This window comes from Rhizobium sp. S152, assembly GCF_030380735.1.
Taxonomy (GTDB): domain Bacteria; phylum Pseudomonadota; class Alphaproteobacteria; order Rhizobiales; family Rhizobiaceae; genus Rhizobium.
On record NZ_JAUDRZ010000009.1, the window covers coordinates 60,679 to 82,588 of the forward strand.

General features: G+C 62.8%; 17 protein-coding genes. 7 read left to right on the forward strand and 10 right to left on the reverse strand.

Features of this window, described 5'->3' with window-relative positions; genetic code table 11:
* Positions 1 to 132 precede the first annotated feature (132 nt).
* Both uxaC and QTL95_RS13225 read left to right on the forward strand, forming a co-directional pair.
* Positions 133 to 1,548, forward strand: coding sequence for a glucuronate isomerase (uxaC, locus tag QTL95_RS13220; RefSeq protein WP_289720428.1), 1,416 nt, complete (start codon positions 133 to 135; stop codon positions 1,546 to 1,548).
* Positions 1,545 to 2,999: a mannitol dehydrogenase family protein gene (locus QTL95_RS13225; RefSeq protein ID WP_289720429.1), complete on the forward strand. Its 1,455-nt coding sequence runs from the start codon at positions 1,545 to 1,547 to the stop codon at positions 2,997 to 2,999. Before uxaC ends, QTL95_RS13225 begins: the two co-directional genes overlap by 4 nt.
* An 18-nt stretch (positions 3,000 to 3,017) precedes the next feature.
* Here QTL95_RS13225 and QTL95_RS13230 read toward each other — a convergent pair whose 3' ends face one another.
* The 7 genes from QTL95_RS13230 to QTL95_RS13260 form a co-directional block, all read right to left on the reverse strand.
* Positions 3,018 to 5,468: a GcvT family protein gene (locus QTL95_RS13230; protein WP_289720430.1), complete on the reverse strand. Its 2,451-nt coding sequence runs from the start codon at positions 5,466 to 5,468 to the stop codon at positions 3,018 to 3,020.
* 1 nt (position 5,469) lies between these two features.
* Complete coding sequence (locus QTL95_RS13235; RefSeq protein WP_289720431.1) at positions 5,470 to 6,339, reverse strand: phosphotransferase; 870 nt, start codon at positions 6,337 to 6,339, stop codon at positions 5,470 to 5,472.
* Between the two features lie 64 nt (positions 6,340 to 6,403).
* Complete coding sequence (locus QTL95_RS13240; RefSeq protein ID WP_289720432.1) at positions 6,404 to 7,483, reverse strand: ABC transporter ATP-binding protein; 1,080 nt, start codon at positions 7,481 to 7,483, stop codon at positions 6,404 to 6,406.
* Between the two features lie 23 nt (positions 7,484 to 7,506).
* On the reverse strand, positions 7,507 to 8,580 hold the full coding sequence (locus QTL95_RS13245) for a Gfo/Idh/MocA family protein (protein ID WP_289720433.1): 1,074 nt from the start codon (positions 8,578 to 8,580) through the stop codon (positions 7,507 to 7,509).
* Positions 8,581 to 8,601: 21 nt separating this feature from the next.
* Positions 8,602 to 9,486: a carbohydrate ABC transporter permease gene (locus QTL95_RS13250; protein ID WP_289720434.1), complete on the reverse strand. Its 885-nt coding sequence runs from the start codon at positions 9,484 to 9,486 to the stop codon at positions 8,602 to 8,604.
* Positions 9,479 to 10,441 (reverse strand): carbohydrate ABC transporter permease, encoded by a 963-nt coding sequence (locus QTL95_RS13255; RefSeq protein WP_037188662.1) that lies wholly within the window; start codon positions 10,439 to 10,441, stop codon positions 9,479 to 9,481. The genes QTL95_RS13250 and QTL95_RS13255 overlap by 8 nt, the downstream gene beginning before the upstream one ends.
* 5 nt (positions 10,442 to 10,446) lie before the next feature.
* A complete protein-coding gene (locus QTL95_RS13260; RefSeq protein ID WP_289720435.1) occupies positions 10,447 to 11,736 on the reverse strand; it encodes an ABC transporter substrate-binding protein in 1,290 nt (429 codons plus the stop codon).
* A gap of 201 nt (positions 11,737 to 11,937) precedes the next feature.
* Here QTL95_RS13260 and QTL95_RS13265 point away from each other — a divergent pair, with 201 nt between their 5' ends.
* Together QTL95_RS13265 and QTL95_RS13270 are read left to right on the forward strand one after the other, a co-directional pair.
* The gene (locus QTL95_RS13265; RefSeq protein ID WP_289720436.1) at positions 11,938 to 12,615 is read left to right on the forward strand and encodes a TetR/AcrR family transcriptional regulator; all 678 of its coding nucleotides are present in this window, start codon (positions 11,938 to 11,940) and stop codon (positions 12,613 to 12,615) included.
* Positions 12,616 to 12,740: 125 nt separating this feature from the next.
* Positions 12,741 to 14,015 (forward strand): Gfo/Idh/MocA family protein, encoded by a 1,275-nt coding sequence (locus QTL95_RS13270; RefSeq protein ID WP_289720437.1) that lies wholly within the window; start codon positions 12,741 to 12,743, stop codon positions 14,013 to 14,015.
* Here the strand turns inward: QTL95_RS13270 and QTL95_RS13275 are convergent.
* From QTL95_RS13275 to QTL95_RS13285, 3 genes are read right to left on the reverse strand one after another with little or no spacing between them, the layout of a single operon-like run.
* On the reverse strand, positions 14,012 to 15,022 hold the full coding sequence (locus tag QTL95_RS13275; RefSeq protein WP_289720438.1) for a hydroxyacid dehydrogenase: 1,011 nt from the start codon (positions 15,020 to 15,022) through the stop codon (positions 14,012 to 14,014). The two genes, QTL95_RS13270 and QTL95_RS13275, sit on opposite strands and share 4 nt — an antisense overlap.
* Positions 15,019 to 16,875 carry a DUF2264 domain-containing protein gene (locus tag QTL95_RS13280; RefSeq protein WP_289720439.1) on the reverse strand — a complete coding sequence of 619 codons (1,857 nt, stop codon included), beginning with the start codon at positions 16,873 to 16,875 and terminating at the stop codon, positions 15,019 to 15,021. The genes QTL95_RS13275 and QTL95_RS13280 overlap by 4 nt, the downstream gene beginning before the upstream one ends.
* A 29-nt stretch (positions 16,876 to 16,904) precedes the next feature.
* Entirely contained in the window at positions 16,905 to 17,945 is a 1,041-nt protein-coding gene (locus QTL95_RS13285; protein WP_289720440.1) for a LacI family DNA-binding transcriptional regulator, read from the reverse strand.
* 139 nt (positions 17,946 to 18,084) lie between these two features.
* On the opposite strand from QTL95_RS13285, the gene QTL95_RS13290 reads away from it, so the two are divergent.
* The 3 genes from QTL95_RS13290 to QTL95_RS13300 all read left to right on the forward strand — a co-directional run bounded on the left by QTL95_RS13290 (position 18,085) and on the right by QTL95_RS13300 (position 21,870).
* On the forward strand, positions 18,085 to 19,374 hold the full coding sequence (locus QTL95_RS13290; RefSeq protein ID WP_289720441.1) for an ABC transporter substrate-binding protein: 1,290 nt from the start codon (positions 18,085 to 18,087) through the stop codon (positions 19,372 to 19,374).
* A gap of 191 nt (positions 19,375 to 19,565) precedes the next feature.
* A complete protein-coding gene (locus QTL95_RS13295) occupies positions 19,566 to 20,576 on the forward strand; it encodes a LacI family DNA-binding transcriptional regulator (RefSeq protein WP_289720442.1) in 1,011 nt (336 codons plus the stop codon).
* 55 nt (positions 20,577 to 20,631) lie between these two features.
* Positions 20,632 to 21,870 carry an ABC transporter substrate-binding protein gene (locus QTL95_RS13300; protein WP_289720443.1) on the forward strand — a complete coding sequence of 413 codons (1,239 nt, stop codon included), beginning with the start codon at positions 20,632 to 20,634 and terminating at the stop codon, positions 21,868 to 21,870.
* Positions 21,871 to 21,910 lie beyond the last annotated feature (40 nt).

Here is a 21,910-nt window from a genome sequence, read left to right on the forward strand (position 1 = left end):
GAAATAGGTCGCAAGGTCAATCGTTTCGAGAGAGGCGCCTGCGGATTCATAAAGTGAACCGTTTAGTTACTAAAAGCCCTTGCCGCTTCTTTTTTTGTGCGCTAGGCCGGTAACGTAAAGGGAGGAATACTGATGGATGTTGGCAATGGATTTCTGCATCCGGACCGGCTCTTTCCAGCCGATCCGGCAACGCGATCAATCGCACGCGAGCTTTACGAGAGCGTAAGCGCTCTCCCGATCGTCAGCCCGCATGGGCATACCGAACCCTCCTGGTTCGCCGACGACAAGCCCTTCGAGGATGCCGCCTCGCTGCTCGTCATTCCCGATCACTATCTCTTCCGCATGCTGCATAGCGTCGGCGTCAAGCTCGACGATCTCGGCGTTCCCCGCCTCGACGGCAAGCCGGTTGCCTCCGGCCGCGCCATCTGGCGCACCTTCGCCGCACACTACCATCTCTTCCGCGGCACGCCGTCCAGCCTCTGGGTCGATCACGCCATGTCGGCCGTGCTCGGTTGCGAGGAGCCGCTGACGCCTGAGAATGCCGACGCGCTCTACGATCATATCAACGCGCAGCTTGCGCTGCCGGAGTTCCGCCCGCGCGCGCTCCATAAGCGTTTCGGCATCGAGACGATCGCCACCACCGAGGGCGCGCTCGATCAGCTCCCGCACCATCAGAAGATGGCAGAGGACGGCTGGATCGGCCGGGTCCGCACCACCTATCGCCCCGATAGCGTGACCGACCCCGATGCCGTCGGCTTCCGCGAAAACCTCGTGAAACTCGGCGAGCTCACCGGTTGCGATGTCACGCGCTGGGATGACCTGATCGACGCGCATCGCAAGCGCCGCGCCTATTTCCGACAGTTCGGCGCCACCGCGACCGACCACGGCGTGCCCACCGCCTTCACCGCCGATCTGCCGCTGTCGGACAAGCAGCGGCTGCTCGACCGGGCGCACAAGGGCACGCTCGAGACTGGCGAAGCCGAGCTCTTCCGTGGCCAGATGCTCACCGAAATGGCTGGGCTTTCGGCGGAAGACGGCATGGTCATGCAGATCCACGCCGGCTCGCGCCGCAACACAGACCGCGAACTCTTCCAGACGCGCGGACCGAACATGGGCGCCGATATCCCGACGCCGACCGGTTGGGTCGGCGGGCTCTCGGCGCTTCTCGCGAAATACGGTCATGCGCCGGGTCTTCGCGTCCTGCTCTTCACGCTCGACGAAACGACCTACGCCCGCGAACTGGCGCCGATGGCCGGCCACTGGCCCTGCCTGATGATCGGCCCGCCGTGGTGGTTCCATGACAGCCCGGCCGGCATTCGCCGCTATCTCGACCAGGTGGTCGAGACGGCAGGCTTCGCCAACATGGCCGGCTTCAACGACGATACGCGCGCACTGCTCTCTATCCCCGCCCGTCACGATGTCTGGCGCCGCGAGGTCTGCGGCTTCCTGGCGACGCTGGCGGCTGAGCACCGGATCTCGCGCAAAGATGCGGCAAACGCCGCCGCCGACCTCTCCTACGGCAACGCCAAGAAGGCCTACAAGCTGTGAGCGAACGACTGAAGAGCCTGACTGGCCTCGCGGCAACCGCCAGGCTGCCTGCTTTTGATCGCACGGCGCTGAATCCGGGAATCCTGCATCTTGGCCCCGGCGCCTTCTTTCGCGCCCACGTCGCGCCCTATACCGATGCGGCGCTGGCGCTTGCCGGTGGAGATTGGGGGATCGAGGTGGCAAGCCTGCGCACCGCCGATGTCGCCGATCACCTCAATGAGCAGAACGGCCTCTACACGATGCTGGTGCGCGACACGGAAGGCACTGTCGCGCATGTCATGGGGCCAATCCTCAAGGCGCATGTCGCCACCCGCAACCCGAGTGAGCTGCTGGCGCGGCTCGAAGACCCCGCCATCCGCATCGTCAGCCTGACCGTGACGGAGAAGGCTTATGGCTTCGATGCCGCCACCGGCGGTCTGGATCTCCAGCATGCGGATATTGCCGCCGACCTCGCAAACCGCCACGCGCCCCGCGGCGTCATCGGCTATCTCATCGAGGGCCTCGCCCGGCGCCGTGCCAAGGGTATCGCGCCGTTCACCCCTCTCAGCTGCGACAACCTGCCAAGCAACGGCGCGGTGCTCAAGCGCCTCGTCCTCGATTTCTCCGGCCGTGTCGATCCCGAGCTCAGAGCGTGGATCGAGGAGAACGTTCCGTTCCCCTCGACCATGGTCGACCGCATCACGCCCGCCAGCACCGACGCCACGTATCGCGACGCCGAGGTACTGACCGGCCGTGTCGATCTCGCCGCGATCGAGACAGAACCCTTCACCCAATGGGTCATCGAGGACCGTTTCGCAAATGGCCGCCCCGCCTGGGAAAAGGCCGGCGCGCTGATGGTCGAGGATGTCTCTGCCTATGAGAAGATGAAACTGCGCATGCTGAACGGCGCGCATTCGCTGCTCGCCTATCTCGGTTACATCGGCGGCTATGAATTCATCCGCGACGTCATGGACGACGCAGGCTTAGCCGCCCTTGCCCGCCGCCACATGAACGCCGCCGCAGCCACGCTCGGTCCGGTCCCAGGCATCGATCTGGAAGTCTATGCCGACGAATTGATAGCGCGCTTTGCAAACAAGGCGATCGCCCACCGCACCTACCAGATCGCCATGGACGGCACCCAGAAGCTGCCGCAGCGCCTGCTGGAGCCGGCCACGGAAGCACTGGCCGATGGTAGCAAGGCCGAAACCTACGCCATCGCCGTCGCCGCCTGGATGCGTTATGCGCTCGGCATCGATCGCAACGGCAAGAGCTACGAACTACGCGACCCTCGCGCCGCCGAAATCGTGGAAAGACTGGCCGATATTCCTCGCAACGGTGACGCCGTCTCGCTCGCCCTCTTCTCCCTGCCCGGCCTTTTCCCCGCCGCGCTGACGGAAAACCTAGCCTGGACCGAGGATGTGGCGAACAAGCTGGAAATCCTCATCCAGGACAACAAGCTGCCGCTGTTTTGATGGGGGCGGGGAAGGCGATCAGGCCTTTACCCTCGCCATGTCGGGATCGTAGAGCGGCTTCAAGGACACCTTGCACGGCACGCGCATGCGGGCGACATCAAGCTCGTAGACGCCTGAAAGCACGAAATCCTCCGTGACCCCCTCGGCGTTGCGAACATAGCCGTAGCCGATGGCCTTGCCGACGGTGTGGCCGAAGCCGCCGCTCGATAGCCAGCCGACGCGCTTGCCGTCGCGGTAGATCGTCTCTCGACCAAGCAGCACGATATCCGGGTCGTCAGGCACGAAGCAGGCGAGCATCTTTTTCACGCCTGAGACAAGCTGCCGCTCGATCGCCTCGCGGCCACGAAACGGCGTGGTCTTCCTGGTCTTCACCGCCCAGCCGAGCCCCGCTTCGATGGGCGTATGATCAGGCCCGATATCCGAGCCCCAGGCGCGATATCCCTTCTCTAGCCGGCAGCTCTCGATCGCGCGGTAGCCGGCATTGACGAGATGAAACGCATTTCCGGCCGCCATCAGTGCGTCGTAGACGGTGGTAACGTATTCGATCGGCACATGCAGCTCGTAGCCGAGCTCCCCGACATAGGTGATGCGCAACGCCCGCGCCGGGCAGCCCGCGATGCCTACGGTTTTCACACGCCCGAAGGCGAAGGCGGCGTTGGAGACGTCGCTTGATGTCACTGCCTCCAGCACCGCGCGCGCATTCGGCCCCATCAGCGAAAGCACCGAATAGGCCGAGGTCACGTCGATGAGTTCCGCGTGCATATCATCAGGAATATTGCGTGCGATCCAGTCGAAGTCATGCGTGGCAAAACCGGTGCCGGTGACGATGTAATATTCGTCCTCGGCAATGCGGGCGCAGGTGAGATCGCACTCGATACCGCCCTTGTCGTTCAGCATCTGCGTGTAGACGAGCGAGCCCACCGGCTTGGCGACGTCATTGGCTGCGATCCAGGAGAGTGCCGCTTCCGCGTCGCGGCCCTTCAGCGTGAACTTGGCGAACGATGTCTGGTCGAAGATGACGGCTGCCTCGCGCACCGCTCTGTGCTCGCGACCCACCGCCTCGAACCAGTTCTGCCTCTCGTAGCTGTAGACGTCCTTCGGCTCCTCGTTGGCGAAGAGGTCGGCGAACCAGTTCGGCCGCTCCCAGCCGAGCTTCTCGCCGAAGCAGGCGCCCTGCGCCTTCAGCCGGTCGTAGAGCGGCGACTTGCGGCAGGGGCGGCCGCTGGAATACTCCTCGAAAGGAAAGGCCAGCGTGTAGTGCTTGCCATAGGCCTCCAGCGTGCGGGTGCGCACCCAGTCCGTATCGAAATGCGGGCGGCCGAAGCGGCGGATATCGACAGGCCAGAGATCGTAGGGCGGCTCGCCCTTCGCCACCCACTCGGCGAGTGCCATGCCCGCGCCGCCGGCCGACGCGATGCCGAAGGCGTTGAAGCCGGCGCCGACGAAGAAGTTCTTGAGTTCCGGCGCTTCGCCGAGAATGAAGTTACCATCGGGCGTAAAGCTCTCCGGCCCGTTCAACAGCTGCTTGACGCCGACATTTTCAAGCGCCGGCACGCGGCCAAGGGCCTGCTCCATGATCTGCTCGAAATGGTCGAAATTGCTGTCGAGCAGCGTGTAGTGGAAGCCCTCGGGAATGCCCGATGTCGCCCAGGGGATCGGGTTCGGCTCGTAGCCGCCCATCACGATGCCGCCCACCTCTTCCTTGTAATAGGTCAGTCGGTCTGGATCGCGCAACGTTGGCAGGTTGGATGGCACGCCGAAGGATTCGGTGATGATGTACTGGTGCTCGACCGAGACCAGCGGCACGTTGACGCCAAAGCGCGCCGCGAAATTGCGTGTCCATTGCCCGGCGCAGACGACGACACACTCGCATTCGATGCGGCCGTGCTCGGTGATCACGGCGCGGATACTCCCCTTGTCGATCTCTAGGTCGATCACCTCGGTATCCTCGAAGATCGAGACGCCCGCCATGCGCGCGCCCTTGGCTAGCGCCTGCGTGATGTCGGAGGGATTGGCTTGGCCGTCGGTCGGCAGGTAAGCAGCGCCGATCAGGTCGTCTGTTGTCATCAGTGGCCAGAGGTCGAAGGCTTCCTGCGGCGTCAGAAGCTGCATGTCGAGCCCGAAGGACTGCGCCGTGGTCGCCTGCCGCTTCACCTCCGTCCAGCGCTCCTCGTTGCAGGCGAGCCGCAAGCCGCCATTCATCTTCCAGCCGGTGCCTAGCCCGGTCTCGGCCTCCAGCCGCTTGTAGAGATCGACGGAATAGCCGAGCAGCTGGGTGATATTGGCGCTGGTCCTGAGCTGGCCGACGAGCCCCGCGGCATGGAAGGTCGTGCCTGATGTCAGCTTCTTGCGCTCCAAGAGCACGGTATCGGTCCAGCCGAGCTTGCCGAGATGATAGGCCGTCGAGCAGCCGATGATGCCGCCGCCGATGACGACAACCTTGGCGGTCTTGGGCAATTCCTTCGTCATGTCATTGATCCTGTTCGGCATAGGCGCGTTCGAAGCGCGCGCGGTTTTCGGCGGTATAGGCGGCGTAGTCGAAGTCGATGGTCGAATGGATTTCCGACACCATGCTCCACAGCATCTCACGCAACAGCGAGGCGCATTTCATCGCCCGGTAGCGTCGCCAGAGATCCGGCGTCAGCGGCGCCTGGTAATAGGCCTCAAGCATCGCCCGCTCGGCATCCTCGGAAAACTCGTTGTTGGAGGCGAGCCCGCCGAGATCGAAGAGTGGCGTGTTGAAGCCGGCATAGTCCCAGTCGATCAACCAGAGCCTTTTGCCGTCGTCGAGAAAGTTGGCGGCCAGCATGTCGTTATGGCCAAAGGCGATCTCGAACGGCCCGGCCGCCTGCTCCAGCCGCTCCGCCCTCGCGAGGAGATCAGAAAACAGCTGATGATACGGGCTGCCGGCGGCATCGAGCGTCGCGATATAGTCGCGCACCACGTGAAACACCCAGAATATCGTGGCCGTGCCGCGAAATTCGCGTGCGATATCGTGATGACAGGCGCGCACCAGAGGAATCACGCGCTCTAGCGTCCCGGTGTCGCGCAGATCGTCCGGTGTCAGCGCTCTTGAATCGACATAATCGAGCACCAGCACGCCCGGCGCATGATGGATCACAGCAGGCGAAAGCCCGGCCGCATGCGCCGCCTTGCTTGCCGCCAGTTCGTTCGATCGGCTGATGTGGTGGACGGGGATGTCGTCGCCGAGCCGCACGACCCGCTTCACCGTGCCGTCGCGAACCAGATAGTTGCGGTTGGTGATGCCTCCCGTGATCGCCGAGATATCGATCGGACCATTCCATATGCCAAGCGCATGTATCCGGTCTTCAGGCGTCACGCTGTCCCCCTCGCGGCCTATCCTATTGAAATCTTGGCGAGAAGGCTGCGGGCTGTCAAGCGGGCTAGATCGAGACGCCCGCACCGTCGAAGATGTGACACCGGGCCGGATCGAAATAGGCGGTCACGTTGGCTCCGCGTTCCACCTTCTGCTGTCCGTCGAGCGCGACGGTCAGCTGCTGCTTGTCCGGCGTCGTCGTGTAGAGCATCGTCGCACCGCCGAGGTTCTCCACGAGGTCGATATTGACCGACGACAGTGCGATGCCGCCCTTGTCGACAAGTGACAGATGCTCGGGGCGGATACCAAAGGTCACGCTCTCTCCTGCCTGCGCCGAGACCCGGCGCGGCAGCCGCACGCTGTTGCCGCAGACGTTGATCGTCGTCTCGTTGTCGCCGACAGCTTCGATCTTCGCCTGCAGAAAGTTCATCTTCGGGCTGCCGATGAAGCCGGCCACGAAGCGGTTGGCAGGGTTGTTGTAGAGATCGAGCGGCGCGCCGACCTGCTCGATCCGGCCGGAGTTCAGAACCACGATCTTGTCGGCCATGGTCATGGCTTCCACCTGGTCGTGGGTGACATAGATCATCGTGTTGCCGAGACTGCGGTGCAGCCGCGAGATTTCCACGCGCATCTGCACGCGCAGTTCGGCGTCGAGGTTGGAGAGCGGCTCGTCGAACAGGAAGATGCGCGGTTCACGCACGATGGCGCGGCCGATCGCGACGCGCTGCCGCTGCCCGCCCGAAAGCGCCTTCGGCTTGCGCTGCAAAAGCTTCTCGATCTGCAGGATCTGCGCCGCCCGCTGTACCTTCGGCTCGATGTCGGCCTTCTTGTAGCCGGCGGTCTCCAGCCCGAAGGCGAGGTTCTTGTAGACGGACATGTGCGGGTAGAGCGCGTAGGACTGGAACACCATAGCGATGCCGCGCTTGGCGGGTGCCACCTCGTTCATCCGCTCGTTGTCGAGCATCAACGCGCCGCCGGAGATCTCCTCCAGGCCGGCGATCATCCTGAGCAGCGTGGACTTGCCGCAGCCGGAAGGTCCGACGAACACCGTGAACTCGCCGGGATCGATCTTCAGGTCGATGCCGTGAATGACATCAAGGGCGCCATAGCGTTTCTCGACCTGCTGAAGAACAACACTCGTTGCCATCGTCAAAAATCCTTCCTGGTCCCTTATTTCGTTTTGGCACGCCAGTCGGCGTATTTGGGGCTGTCCGCTCCGATCGGCAGCGCAATGTCCTGGCCGCTGTCGGAGGATTGGTAGATAGCGGTCACCAGTTCCAGCGCGCGCCGCGCATCCCTTGTCGTGACCGGCAGCGGGCCGTTGCCGCTCAGATAGGCGTGAAAATGCTCCATCTGCGTCGTGAAGCGCGGCGCCACGGGCTGCCAGTCGCCGATGACGGCATCGATTTTGCGCTGGATATCGTCATTGGCGGCGATGATCTTCCACGGATCCTTGCCTGGCGAGTACGGTTCGTGGTTGCTTTCGAAGGTCACATTCTCGAAGTGCAGTCGCAGGCGGCTGATCTGCTCCTGCGAACCGAGCGTGCAGGACAGCGACACGAAGGCGCCGTTCTCCATGGCGAGGCTCGCCGACGCGCAATCCTCGACCTCGATCTCGTTGACGCGGGTGGAGACGCGCCCGAAGACCTTCGAAACCGGCCCCATCAGGTGCAGCAGCATGTCGTGCAAGTGCAGCGCATGCGTTACCAGAACGCCGCCAAGCTCGGTCGCCCATTTGCCGCGCCACGGCACGGCGTAGTAGTCGGGTGTGCGCAGCCAGAAGGTCTCGACCGAACCCATATAGGGCTTGCCGGCGATGCCGGCCTCGATGATGCGCTTCGCCTTCTCGATGCCGTCGCCGTAGCGATACTGGAAGATCGGCATCAGCACGCCGCGCGCGGTCTTCTCCGCCTCCATGATGGTGTCGACGCCGGATAGCGACCCCGTTAGCGGCTTTTCGCAGATCACGTGCTTGCCCGATGCCAGCGCCGCGACGACCTGCTCGAGATGAATGCCGGGCGGCGTGCAGATATCGACGATGTCGATGCTGTCGTCTGCCAAGACCTCCGCGAAGGACGTCGTGCGCCTGGCGATGTCGAATTCGTCGCCGACCTCGCGCAGGCGTTCCTCGTTCAGGTCGCAGATCGTCACGACCTTGAACTTGTCGGGATGCGGCAGGTAGCCTTCGACGATGTGGGATCGGCCGATGCCGCAGCCGACGATCGCAACTGTCTTGATACTCATCGATCTATATCCGTAACTGCATCAGCGCTTCATGCCCGTCGTGGCGATGCCGTCGATCAGCAGCCGCTGGAAGAACAGGAAGAACAGGAACACGGGCACCAGCGTCAGCGTCGACATGGCGAACAGGCCACCCCAGTCCGAGGCGCTGGTCGAATCGACGAAGGTGCGCAGGCCGAGCTGGATCGTGTAGGTGTTCATGTCGTTGAGGTAGATCAGCGGCCCGAAGAAGTCGTCCCAGGTCCAGATGAAGGAGAAGATTGCGGCGGTCGCCAGCACCGGAAGCGATAGCGGCAGCATGATCTTCCAGTAGATGCGCCATGGGCTGCAGCCATCCATCATCGCTGCTTCGTCGAGCTCGCGGGGGATGCCGCGAAAGAACTGCACCATCAGGAAGATGAAGAAGGCGTCGCTGGCGAGGAACTTCGGCACGACCAGCGGCAGGATGGTGTTCACCCAGCCGAGGTTGAGGAACAGCACGTATTGCGGGATCAGCGTCACGTGATACGGGATCATCAGCGTTCCGAGCATGATCGCGAACCAGAAGTTCCGGCCGGCGAAGTTCAGCCGCGCGAAGGCGTAGGCCGCCAACGAACAGGCAACAACGTTCCCGATCACGGTCAGCACTGAAATGACCAGCGAGTTCCAGAAGAACCGCCCGAAGCTGATGTCGAGCCCGACCCAGCCGCGCACATAGGACGAGAAGTCGATCGACGACGGAATGAGCGAGGTCGAGGAGAATATCTCGTTCTCCGGCCGTACCGATGCCGAAACCATCCACAAGAGCGGATAGAGCATCAGCAGTGAGCCGAGGATCAGCAGCGTATGCACGATGACCGATGCCGGCCGGCTGCGCTTGGTGATGTCGGATGGCGGTGCCGCGACCGCAGTTGTGATCCCGTTAGTCATCGTAGTGCACCCAGTAACGCGAGGTCAGGAACGAGAAGGCCGTGAAGACCGCGATGATCAGCACGAGAATCCAGGCGAGCGCCGAGGCGTAGCCCATACGGAAATTCCCGAATGCCTCCTGGTAGAGATAAAGCGTGTAGAACAGCGTCGAATTGATCGGGCCGCCGGTGCCGCCCGAGATGATGAAGGCCGGCGTGAACGCCTTGAAGGCATCGATCGTCTGCACGACGGCATTGAAGAAGATGACCGGCGTCAGAAGCGGCAGCGTGATCTTGTAGAACTGCCTGAACTTCGAGGCGCCGTCGAGGCTCGCCGCTTCGTACATATCGGTCGGTATCTGCCTGAGGCCGGCCAGGAAGATGATCATTGGCGAGCCGAACTGCCAGACGCTGAGCGCTACCAGCGTATAGATCGAATAGTTCGGATGCGAGATCCAGCTCGGCCCCTGGATGCCGACCTGCGCGAGCGCGGCATTCACCAGGCCGTCACCGGCAAACAGCTGCCGCCAGAGCACGGCGATCGCCACGCTGCCGCCAAGCAGCGACGGCAGGTAGAAGATGGCGCGGTAGACGGGCAGGCCCCGCACCCCCTTGTTGAGCGCCATCGCCACCAGGAGCGCGAAGGTTAGCTTGAAGGGAACGGATAGCACCACATAGGTCAGCGTCACCTTCATCGCCGAAGCGAACTTCGGATCGGCGGTCGCGATGCGCACATAGTTGGCCGTACCCACCCAGCCCGGCGACCTCAGCATGTCGAAGTCGGTGAAGGATAGGTAGAGCGAGATCAGGGCCGGTCCGAGCGTCAGCCCGAAAAACCCGATCAACCAGGGAAGAAGGAACATGTAGCCGGGAGCATTGGCATTCCAAAGTCGGCGCCAACGGCTGTCGGCGACCGCTCCCTGATAATGTTCCACCGTCACGGCCCGGTCAGCCGTCGCGCGCATCGCATTGCTCATGTGCATCAACCTCGCGCGAGAATACGCGTGATCTCGTCGACAAGCTGCTTGCCGCCGTCGGCAGGCGTCATCTGCGCAAAGCCGACCTGCTCGGAAATGTTGCGCAAGGCCTGCTCGCCTTCACCCGCGCCCGATGGCGGCGGCGGCGGCAGCTTGCCCGCGAGATCACCAAGTCCGCTAACATACTCGAGCGGGATCTTGCCGACGGCATCGAGCTTCGTGGCTACCACGTCCCGCATCGCCTTCGATTCCGGAATGCCGCGCTCGACGTCGAGCAATGCCGCGGCCTCGGGGTTCGTCACAAAGAAGTTGACGTAATCCACGGCCTGTTCGAGGGCTTTAGATTGCGCCGATACAGAGAAGAACATCGACGGCTTGCGGTAGTGGCCGCCCTTCGAATCCTTGGCGACGCGCATGTAGTTGGTAAGCGCGAGCTTGTCCTTGCTCATCTGCTGGTAGGCGACGAACTGGTTCGAATGTGCGTAGCCCGAAGCCGACTTGCCGAGCGTCACGGTGCTGGTATCGACGTCGTTCTTGTCCAGAGCCTGGATGTCGGCGGGCACGCAGGCGCCGGCTTCGCGGAACTTGTTCCACATCTCGAACCATTCCGAGGCTTCCTCGACGCCGAAGGCGATCTTGCCGTCGGCGGTGTAGAGTGCCTTGCCGCGCTGGCGCAGATAGTTCTCGAAGAGTGGTTCGGCCCCGCTGCCGTCGGCCATGCCGAACATCCCCTTACGCTTGCCGGCCTTGGTCAGTTCGGCGGCCATCTTGCCGAACTCTTCCCATGTGGTGGCCTGTGTTGGCAGGTCGATGCCCGCTTCCTGGAAAGCGGTGGTATTGATGACCGTCGCCGCGGAATTCGCGCCGAGGCTGACGCCGTAGAGGTGCCCGTTCACGCTGCCGCCCTCGACCTGAGCCGGGTCGAAATCGCTGAGGTTGAGCTTCGAAGGCATATAGGATTCGAGCGGGGCAAGAGCGCCGCGTCCGGCATATTCGACGATATAGCGATAATCCATCTGGATCACGTCGGGCGCATTCTTGCCTGCGACCTGTGTTGCCAGGCGCGGCCAGTAGTCGCCCCAACCGAGAAACTCGCCGGTGATCGAAACGCCGGAATTCTTGGCCTTGTAGAGCTCCGAGACCTTGTTCGTTCTGTCCGCGCGGGGCTGCGAGCCCCACCAGATCAGACGAAGGCGGCTGTCGGCGGCAAAAGCCGGTGCGCCACTCATTGCGGAAAGCGTGAGAAGCGAGGCCCCACCCGCCATGAAACCACGTCTGTTGATGCTGAACGTCATCTGTTTTTCCTCCTCCCTTGGGGAGCGCCTCCACACGCTCCTTGCTGGTTTCTCTTGCAACAAATAACTAATTGGTTACAAGCTATGGACAAGCATCGGGCCTGTCAAGCACTGTTGTCGTGGGCTCTGGATCGAATTCGTTTTTTACAATCTGTTCTCGACCGACTATGAGCGCAATGGGGGCAAAGGAAAGGGAAGCTGATGGATGACAGCAGCGGCAAAGGGGTGAAGAAGACAGCAAGGCGTCGTGCGCCCGATCGGGTTCTGCAACGCGATCCGGAGCGCACGCGGGCTGCGATCCTGGAGGCGGCCACCCAGGAGTTCGCGGAAAACGGCATGGGCGGCGCCCGTGTCGATGCGATCGCCGAGCGCGCCGGCACCAACAAGCGCATGCTCTATCATTACTTCGGCGACAAGGAGCAGCTCTATCTCCACGTGCTCGAGGAGGCCTATGTCGCGATCCGCACCGCGGAGCGGGCGCTGCACATCGGCGACCGCACCCCCGAAGAGGGTATCACCGAGCTCGCGCTCTTCACTTGGCGCTACTTCCTGAAAAATCCGGAGTTTCTGAGCCTTCTCGGCACGGAAAACCTGCACCGCGCGCGCTGGCTGCGCCAGTCGGTGCGGCTCAAGGAATTGCACTCGCATCTGATCGGCGAATTGTCGCAGGTGCTCGAACAGGGCAAGGCTTCAGGCGTCTTTATTCCAACCGCCGATCCCTTGAATGTCTACCTGACGATCGCTTCGCTCGGTTACTTCTATCTGTCCAACCAGTACACGCTTTCAACGATCTTCGGCCGCGATCTCGCGGTGCCCGAAAACCTCGACGCCTGGGAGCGGCACATCGTCCACGTCACGCTCGCCTCGATCAAGGCCTGATCCGAAATCGCGGAAAGCCTATTGACACTCGCGCCGCTCTGCCCTCAGGTAACCAAATAGTTACAGAGGGTCGTCGTCATGCGTACGGAGGCGCATCGGCGGCTTGTATGAAGGAGGATCAGTCCATGGAGAAACGCCGTTTTGCCCTGATCGGCACCGGAAACCGCGGCACCACAATGTGGGGCAAGGAGCTTCTCGCCGGCTGGCGCGAGCATGTGGATCTGGTGGCTATCGTCGACACCAACTCGCTGCGCGCCGAACGCGCCCGCACGATGATCGGCAGCAACGCCCCGATTTACGAGAATATCGACGACATGCTGGCCGAGCAGCAGGTCGACATGGTGATCGTCTGTACGCCGGACTACACCCATGACGACATCGTCGTCCGCGCCCTCGAAGCCGGGATCGACGTCATTACCGAGAAGCCGATGACGACGGCCGTCGATAAGATCCGCCGCATCCTCGACGCCGAAAAGCGCAGCGGCCGCCGCGTCGACGTTTCCTTCAACTATCGCTATGCCCCAACCGCCGCCCGCATCAAAGAACTGCTCAACGCCGGCGAGATAGGCCGTGTTACCTCGGTGGATTTCCACTGGTATCTCGACACCAAGCACGGCGCCGATTATTTTCGCCGCTGGCATGCCTACACGGAAAACTCAGGCAGCCTCTTCGTGCACAAGGCGACCCACCATTTCGACCTTCTGAACTGGTATCTCGACAGCGATCCGGAGGCTGTCACCTCTTTCGCCGACCTGCAGAACTATGGCCGCAAAGGCCAATTCCGTGGCCCACGCTGCAAGCTCTGTCCGCACACCGGGGAGTGCGACTATTACCTTGATCTCGAGGCCGATCCTTTCCTTGACACGCTCTACGAGGATCCGTCGGAGATCGACGGCTATTTTCGCGACGGCTGCGTCTACCGCGAGGATATCGACATTCCCGACACCATGGTCGTCAGCCTCCGCTACAAGAACAACGTCCACGTCTCCTATTCGCTGAACACCTTCCAGCCGATCGAGGGCCACCACATCGCCTTCAACGGCACGCATGGCCGCATCGAGCTGCGCCAGTACGAAAAGCAGCCATGGGAAACGCCTGGCGAGGATACGATCCTCCTGGTGCGCAACTTCCCCAGGGACGGCAAGCCGGCGCTGGAGCGCATCGTCGTGCCGCATTCAGCCGGCGGTCACTATGGCGGCGATGACCGCATGCGCAACATGATCTTCAAGGAGGGCATCGAGGATAAGCTCGGCCAGCGCGCTGGCACCCGCGCCGGCGCCATGTCGGTGCTGACGGGCATCGCCGCGCTCTCCAGCTCGCGCACTGGCAAGGTGGTGAAGATCGCCGACCTGATGCCGGAACTGGCCGGCGCCACGGATGCGAAGCTGAAAGCCGGCTAAGCGATAAGGTCGAGGTCGCGCCGGCCGATCCGGTAGAGCAGCGGCTCGCCCCTGGCGAACCGCTCGATTTCATCGACCGCCATCGCGCCGAGACGCCCGCGCTCCAGCCCGACCGCGCCGGCGATATGCGGCGTCAGAAACACGTTCGGCAGATCGTAGAAGGCTGAGCCTCGCCCGGGGATCTCGGGATCCGTCACGTCGATGATCGCGTCGATGCGGCCGGATGCCAGTGTCGCAAGCAGCGCGTCCTCGTCGACCAGCGCGCCGCGCGCCGTGTTGATCAGCGTCGCCCCGGCCTTCATGCAGGCCAGTTGCTCGCCGCCGATCATGTTGCGGGTCGCGGGGAGCGACGGCGCGTGCAGCGAGACGATATCGGATTGCCGCATCAGTTCCAGCAGGTCCACCTTGGTCGTGCCGAGCGCCTGCGCCTCGGCCGCATCGAGCGTCGGATCGAAGAGAAGAACGCGATAGGAAAACGGCCGCAGCAGCTCGATCACCCTCCGTCCGATTCGCGATGCGCCGACGATGCCGACGGTGCGGCGATAGTTGCCGATCGCAAGGCTCTGCATGGGGTAGGTGCGGTCGCGGTCGCGGTCGGCGACGTAGTGGTCGCGGAACCGGAAGACCTGCTTGCCGGCGAAGATGATCGCCGCCAGCGTGAACTCCGCAACCGGGACGGAGTTGGCCTCGGCCGCATGGGTCACCACGATGCCGGCGTCGAAGACCGCATCCTCGACGATCCCCTTCACCGTCCCGGCCGCATGCGCGATCAGCTCGAGTTTCGGCGCTACAGCAAGGACACTCGGCCCGATCGGTGGACAACCCCAGCCGGTGATCAGGACTTCGGCCTGCGCAAGCACGCTCCTGGCCCGGTCGTCGTCGAAGCGCTGCAGCGGCTGCGGATCGATTAGCCGCCCGATCTCGCCGAGCCGGCGCAGGCTGTCTTCCGCAAGGACGTGCTCCGTGCGGAATGGCTGCATGGCAAGCGCGATGCCGGGTTTCGTCATGGCATCTGCCCCGGCGCGTCGATCGCGCTCACCCGGACGCCTTCGGTTTCCACCAGCCGCCGAAGTGCCGCGAGGTCAGGCGCCGCAGGCGGTGTCGTCCAGTCGCCGGCAACGGCGCCCGTATCGTGGGCGGCCAGCACCGCAGTCATCAGGATCGTCTCGCCGGTAGGTATCTGGCCGCGCAACTGCGGCACCAGCGTCTTGGCAACGATCATGTTGGTATTCGGCGGCGCTTTCTGGGCAAGGCCGACGCGCTTCGCTGTGGAGCCGATATCGCGGATGCCGCTGAAATCCTCCTCCCCGATCACATGGGCACTGCCATCATCCGCCACCAACCGGTCCAGTTCGAAATCGCGACGCGCGATCGCAAAGCCGCCCTCCGCCGTCTGCAGCGGACGCGGCGTGGTGATCCTGTGAACACGGATATGCCAGGGCGCCGATGGCACTAGCCACGTCTCCACATCGACATCGGCGAACGGAGACCATCGGGAATAGAGCACATCGCCAGCGAGCTTTGCTTCGCTGCAGGCCTCGCGAACACGGTAGTGCAGCCCGTCGTCGCTGAAGGCGAGCGCCGAATCGAACGCGGCGCCGGCAAAATTCCGCTCGTCGGATTCGACCGAGAAGCCGTAGCGGCTGGAATAGGCGAACTTGGCGTATTTCTCGGTACCGAACCGCATCTGCAGGTTTTCCTGGCCCGAAGACAGCGCTGTCACGTCGCCGCCATCACGCATCAGAACCATGCCCGGATGCTTCTGCGGGATCACGGCCGACGCTTCGGCAGGTGGCGTCTCCTTTGCCGTCCAGAAGGGGTGGTCGGCATCAAGCGCGAGCGGCAGGAAGGCCTTGAACGCCCAGTATGGCGAGCCGGCCGAATTGTAATTCTCCGACATCAACAGGTTCGGATAGCCGAAGCCGATGGACAAAACGCCGTCGCGGTTCGTCATCGGCTTGTCCTTCCACCAGCGCAGGTGCTGCAGGCAAAGGCTCTTGATCTCGCCCCAGGGGAGCGCCTCGAGATTGGCGAAGGCAAGCGCCGACCAGAAGCCGGCGCAGGCGAAGCGATAGGTCAGGCTGCGTCCGAAGGGGATCGTCGCGCCATCCGCGCCGAACCAGTGCCGGAAATCGCGTGCGAACAGCACCGCGCGTTCGCGGTAGCGTTTGGCATAGTCGTCATCCACCAGCGTCGAATAGATCAGCCCGTAGAAGTGCATGGCGAAGGGAATGTAGTGGTCGATACGGCGCACATTGCCGTCGCGATACCAGCCGTCGCCGATATAGAAGCCCTCGAGCTCTTCGAGATATTGCCGGGTCAGGCGGCGGTCGAATTCCGCGCCAACGCGATCGAGCGCGATATCAACGAAGATGCGGAAGAATTTCCAGTTATTGTCTGCATAGTCGAATTGCCGCGCATGCTTGAGGTAGTCAATAACATTGCCGCGCGCCCGTGCATCAAGCGGCTTCCATATCTTTTCCGGCACCAGCGCCAGCGCGAAGCCGAGCGCCGCGAGCTCGACCATGCGCTGGTCGCGGCCGTTGACGGTGCCCCAATACTCAGGATGCGAGGGATCGGTGCCGTTGGCGATGCCTTCGGCGTAGCGGTGCCAGTCCTCGAATGCGCCGCCGCCGGCGCCAAGCGGTGCCAACCCCCAGAGCGGCCGCGCGAAACCTTCCAGATCCGCCGCCGCCCGATCGAAATGCGCAGCCGCGCCGTCGAGCCGCACGCGTGCGTTGCCCTCGGAAAAATAGGGACGCAACGGATTGAAGAGATCACGTAGCGCCCGGGCCATGTCGTCCCGGGTCTGAAGCGGATTGTCGGCAAGAGGATTAGCGCTGGCGGGATCATAGGTCATCGGCATTGCTCTTGAGATTTATCGGAGTGTCAGTGGCGGGGGGCGTGGGTGGCTGGAGTGGCGACCGTGCCGCCGATGACCGGGGTCACGGCATGGCAGATTTGGCGGGCGGGAGCGGTCCGGTCGCGAAAGCGCGCCGCCATCAGATGGACCGCTTCCCGGCCGAGGGCTGCGCGGTCGACGCGCATGGTGGAGAGCGGCGGGTCGGTCATCAATGCGCAGGGAAGATCGTCGAAGCCCATGATCGCGAAGTCGTCAGGCACGCGCAGTCCCGCTTCCGTCACTGCCTCGAGCACGCCAACGGCAATGAAGTCGTTCATGCAGAAGGCAGCGGTGTATCCCGCATTCTCGGCAAGCTTGGCCGTCGTCAGTTCATGCGCCTCCTGGCTCGCGCTGCCGTGAAAGGTCATTGGAACCAGGCATCCATGCGCGCCGTCTACCTCGGCGATGGCGGCCTCGAACCCGCGGCTACGCTCGCGGATCGTATGGCGATGCGAGCCGGTAAGGTGCAGGATCCTGGTGTGCCCGGCATCGAGGAGGCGTCGCGTCGCCTCATAGGCGCCGAAGAAATTGGAGGGCGATACGCCGTCGAGCCTCAGCCGTGGATCCGTGCCGTTCACCAGCACGCATGGTACAGCGTTTTCCTCCAGGTGGCGGCGCAGCTCGGCACTCGGATCGATGCCGACGAGAAACAATCCCTCGGCATTGGCCGTCTGCATATGGTCGCTGACCACTTCGGCGGTCGCCTTGTTTTCGCGGATCAGGCGAATCTCAAACGACATGCCGGCCTCCGCGGCAGCCGCACGCAAGCCCTCGACGATGCCTTCATAGAACACGCTGAGACCGCCTGTCATGCCGTCGCTGGCGATCAGCGCCAGTCCGCCCGGCATCGTGCCTGCAACGCCCCGCGTCGGGTAGCCGCTTTCGGCCGCGACCTTCAGGATATGCTGACGTACGCTTTGGCTGATGCCGGGCTCGTTGGCCAGCACCCGCGATACAGTGGATACGGAAACGCCGGCCATCGTAGCGATGTCGGCCTGTCTCGGTCGCTTGGTCTTGATCTCATTCATGATGCTGAGATTATGCAAACAACGCAAATTTGCAAGAAAAAGATAATTTCTTGCATTGAGATAGCATTTGCGTAATCTGACGGCACTGAGCCCGATAGCTGTTGGAGGATGGCGGGGCGATGAAAGAGGAGGATCAATCATGCAGGTCAATCGCCGTTCATTTCTGATGGGCTCGGCTGGCATCGCCGCCGGTGTCGCTTTTGGTGCCGGCAGTTCCATGCCGGCTTTCGCCGAGGATACAAGGCTGCGCGCTATGTGGTGGGGATCGAATGACCGCGCCAAGCGTACTCTCGATGTCGCCAAGCTTTACGAAGGCAAGAACGCGGGCGTCTCGATCGTCGGCGAATCGCTCAGCGGTGACGGCTACTGGACGAAGCTCGCGACGCAGATGGCCGGCCGCGCCATCGCCGATGTCTTCCAGCTTGAGCCGGGCACGATCTCCGACTATTCCAAGCGTGGCGCCTGCCTGCCGCTCGATGAATTCGTTCCCGCGACGCTGAAGGTGGATTCCTTCGGCAAGGACATGCTGAAGCTGACGACTGTCGACAGCAAGCTTTACGGCATCGGCCTTGGTCTCAACTCCTTTGCGATGTTCTACGACGAAACCGCCTTCGAGAAGGCCGGCATCAAGCCGCCGACCACCGATATCACCTGGGCGGAATATGCCGAACTCGCCGTGGAACTGACCAAGGCCGGCGGCAAGGATAATTATTGGGGCGGACCTTATGCCGCCAGATACAACTACGTCTTCGACGCGTGGCTGCGCCAGCGCGGCAAGAGCCTCTTCAAGGACGGTGGCCTCGGCTTTGATGTTGAGGATGCCAAGGAGTGGTTCAATTACTGGGAGGAGTTGCGCAAGAAGGGCGGCACAGTCGGCGCCGATGTTCAGACGCTCGACCAGAATACGATCGATACCAACTGCCTGGCGCTCGGCAAGTCTGCCATGGGCATGGCCTATTCCAACCAGCTCGTCGGCTACCAGCTTATCTCCAAGAACAAGCTCGGCATCACGCTTCTGCCGCGCGAAAAGAAGGACGGACCCTCTGGCCACTACTATCGCCCGGCGCTGATCTGGAGCGTCGGAGCCACTACCAAGAATGCCGAGGCGGCGGCGAAATTCATCGATTTCTTCGTTAATGACGTCGACGCGGGTAAGATCCTCGGGGTCGAGCGCGGCGTGCCGATGTCGCCGGTGGTGCGCGAGGCGATCCTGCCGCAGCTCAATCCGACGGAGCAGGCAACGATAAAATACATCAACTCGCTGAAGGATCAGGTCGGTGACTATCCGCCGCCGGTTCCCATGGGCGCCACTCAGTTCGACCAGCGCGTCCTGCGTCCGCTGTGCGACGAGTTGGCCTTCGAACGCACCTCGGTGGCCGATGCTGCAGCGCGGCTTATCGAGGAAGGCAAGGCCGCGATCAGCGGCTGACACGACCAAGCATCACACTTCGCAACAGATCGCGGCGGCTATCGAGCTGTCGCGATTTGCTTTTTCCCGTGCGGGAATTGAGTCGGCCAATGAGTGCGCCGCAATATCCATGATGTCGATGAGAAAACCTTTTCTCACTTGACGATTGCGATGAGAAAAGCTTTTCTCAACCTCAATCTGAGGGAGGCGGTGTGAACGTCATAGGCGGAAAAAGAGGGCGGGTGACGATCCACGATGTCGCGGCGGCGGCGGGCGTGAGCATTTCCACGACCTCCAAGGCGCTGAACGATACGGGACGCATGAGCGCCGAGACCCGCGAACGGGTCAAACGCATCGCCGGCGAGGTCGGGTTCCGCCCCAATGCGCTGGCCCGCGGTCTCCTCAGCAAGCGCAGCTTTACCATCGGCCTTCTTACCAACGACACCTATGGCCGTTTCACCCTGCCGCTTATGGCGGGCGTGTCCGAAGCGTTGGTCGATCACGGCGTCTCGGTCTTCCTCTGCGCCATCGAGGATGATCCGGCGCTCGGCCAGATCCATGTCGAGGCGATGCTGGAAAAGCAGGTCGACGGCATCATCGCGTCGGGCAAGCGTGTCGACCGGCATCTTCCGGTCGATCTCTCGAACCTGCCCGTACCTGTCGTCTACGCCTTCACCGAAGGCGATGCCAACAGCGTCACCTTCCGCTCCGACGATGCGCATGGCGCCCGCCTGGCGGTTGAATGGCTGGTCGATATCGGCCGTCGCCGCATCGTTCATGTGACCGGGCCGGACGATTTCTTTTCCGTGCGCGAGCGGGCGGATGCTTTTCGCGCCGTCCTCGGCCGCAACGGAACGATACTCTATGGACGCTGGGCCGAAGCCTGGGGACAGGAGGCGGTGGAGCGCCTCTGGAGCGGCCAGTCCGAAAGGCCGGATGCTCTGTTCTGCGGCAATGACCAGATCGCGCGCGGCGCCGTCGATGCGCTGCGCGAGCGTGGTATCCGCGTGCCGGAGGATGTCTCGGTCATCGGCTTCGACAATTGGGAGATTGTCGCCGGCCAGACCCGTCCGCCACTGACATCCATCGACATGGAGTTGAAGGAACTGGGGCGCCAGGCCGGTTTGACCGTTCTCGCCCTGGCGGAGGGGCGCCCGGTGGAGCCGGGCGTAAGGAAATTGCCGTGTCGCCTTGTGGTGCGGCAGTCATGCGGGGGCAAGTAGCCCCATCGAGTGAGGAACCGGCGCGGAGGAGAGCGCCATTTTGGGAGGAAGTGCCATGATCAAGCGTCTATTGGCAGCGACGAGCGTTGCCACCCTGTGCCTGGTATCGGGAGCATCGGCTGCCGAGAAGATCGAAATGTGGGTTCGCTCCGGCATCGGCGAATCCTTCAAGAAGGTAGTCGAAGCCTATAATTCCAGCCACGAGAACCAGGTCGTCGCCACCGAAGTGCCGTTCTCCGAACTGGTGCAGAAATACGCGACATCGATCGCCGGTGGCCAGGCGCCCGATGCGCTGTCGATGGACCTAATCTATACGCCCGCCTTCGCCGCGGCCGGCCAGCTGGAGGACCTGACGGATTGGGCGAAGAAACTGCCCTACTTCAATTCGCTCTCGCCCTCGCACGTCAAGCTCGGCACCTATCAGGATCATATCTATGGCCTGCCGCTGTCGGTCGAGACCTCGGTCTTCGCCTGGAACAAGGATCTCTACAAGAAGGCCGGCCTTGATCCAGACAAGGCGCCCGCCACCTGGGAGGAGATCGTCGCCAACGCGGAAAAGATCCGCAAGCTCGGTGACGACACCTACGGCTTCTACTTCTCCGGCGGCGGCTGCGGCGGCTGCATGATCTTCACCTTCACGCCGCTGACCTGGGGAGGGGGCGCCGACATCCTGTCGGCCGACGGCAAGACGGCGACGCTCGATACGCCGCAAATGCGCAAGGCTGTCGGCTATTACAGGGACATGGTCAAGAAGGACCTCGTTCCCGCTGGTGCCGCCAGCGATAACGGCGCCAACTTCCTGAGCTTCACCAACGGCAAGATCGGCCAACAGAGCCTCGGCGCCTTCGCCATCGGCACGCTGGTCACCGAGCACCCGGATATCAATTTCGGCGTCACACTGATTCCCGGCGTCGATGGCAACCCGTCGTCCTTTGCCGGCGGCGACAACTTCGTCATCACCAAAGGCACCAAGAAGATCGACGCCGTAAAGGACTTCCTCGAATACATCTATTCGATGGACGGCCAGAAGATCATGGCGAAGTACGGCAGCCTGCCCACCCGCGGCGACATCGCCGACAAGGTGCTCGATGGGCTCGATCCTCGTCTCGAGGTCGGCCTGAAGGCGATCGGCGTCGCCAAGACGCCCTACACGCTGCAGTTCAACGACCTGATCAACAGCGCCAACGGTCCATGGGCCACCTTCACCAACGCCGCCATCTTCGGCGACGACGAAGATGGCGCCTTCGCCAACGCGCAGTCGGAAATGCAGTCGATCATCGACAGCGGCCAATAATCTCCCAAGGCCGTGGCCGGGGGCGGTGGCAGTCCCCGGC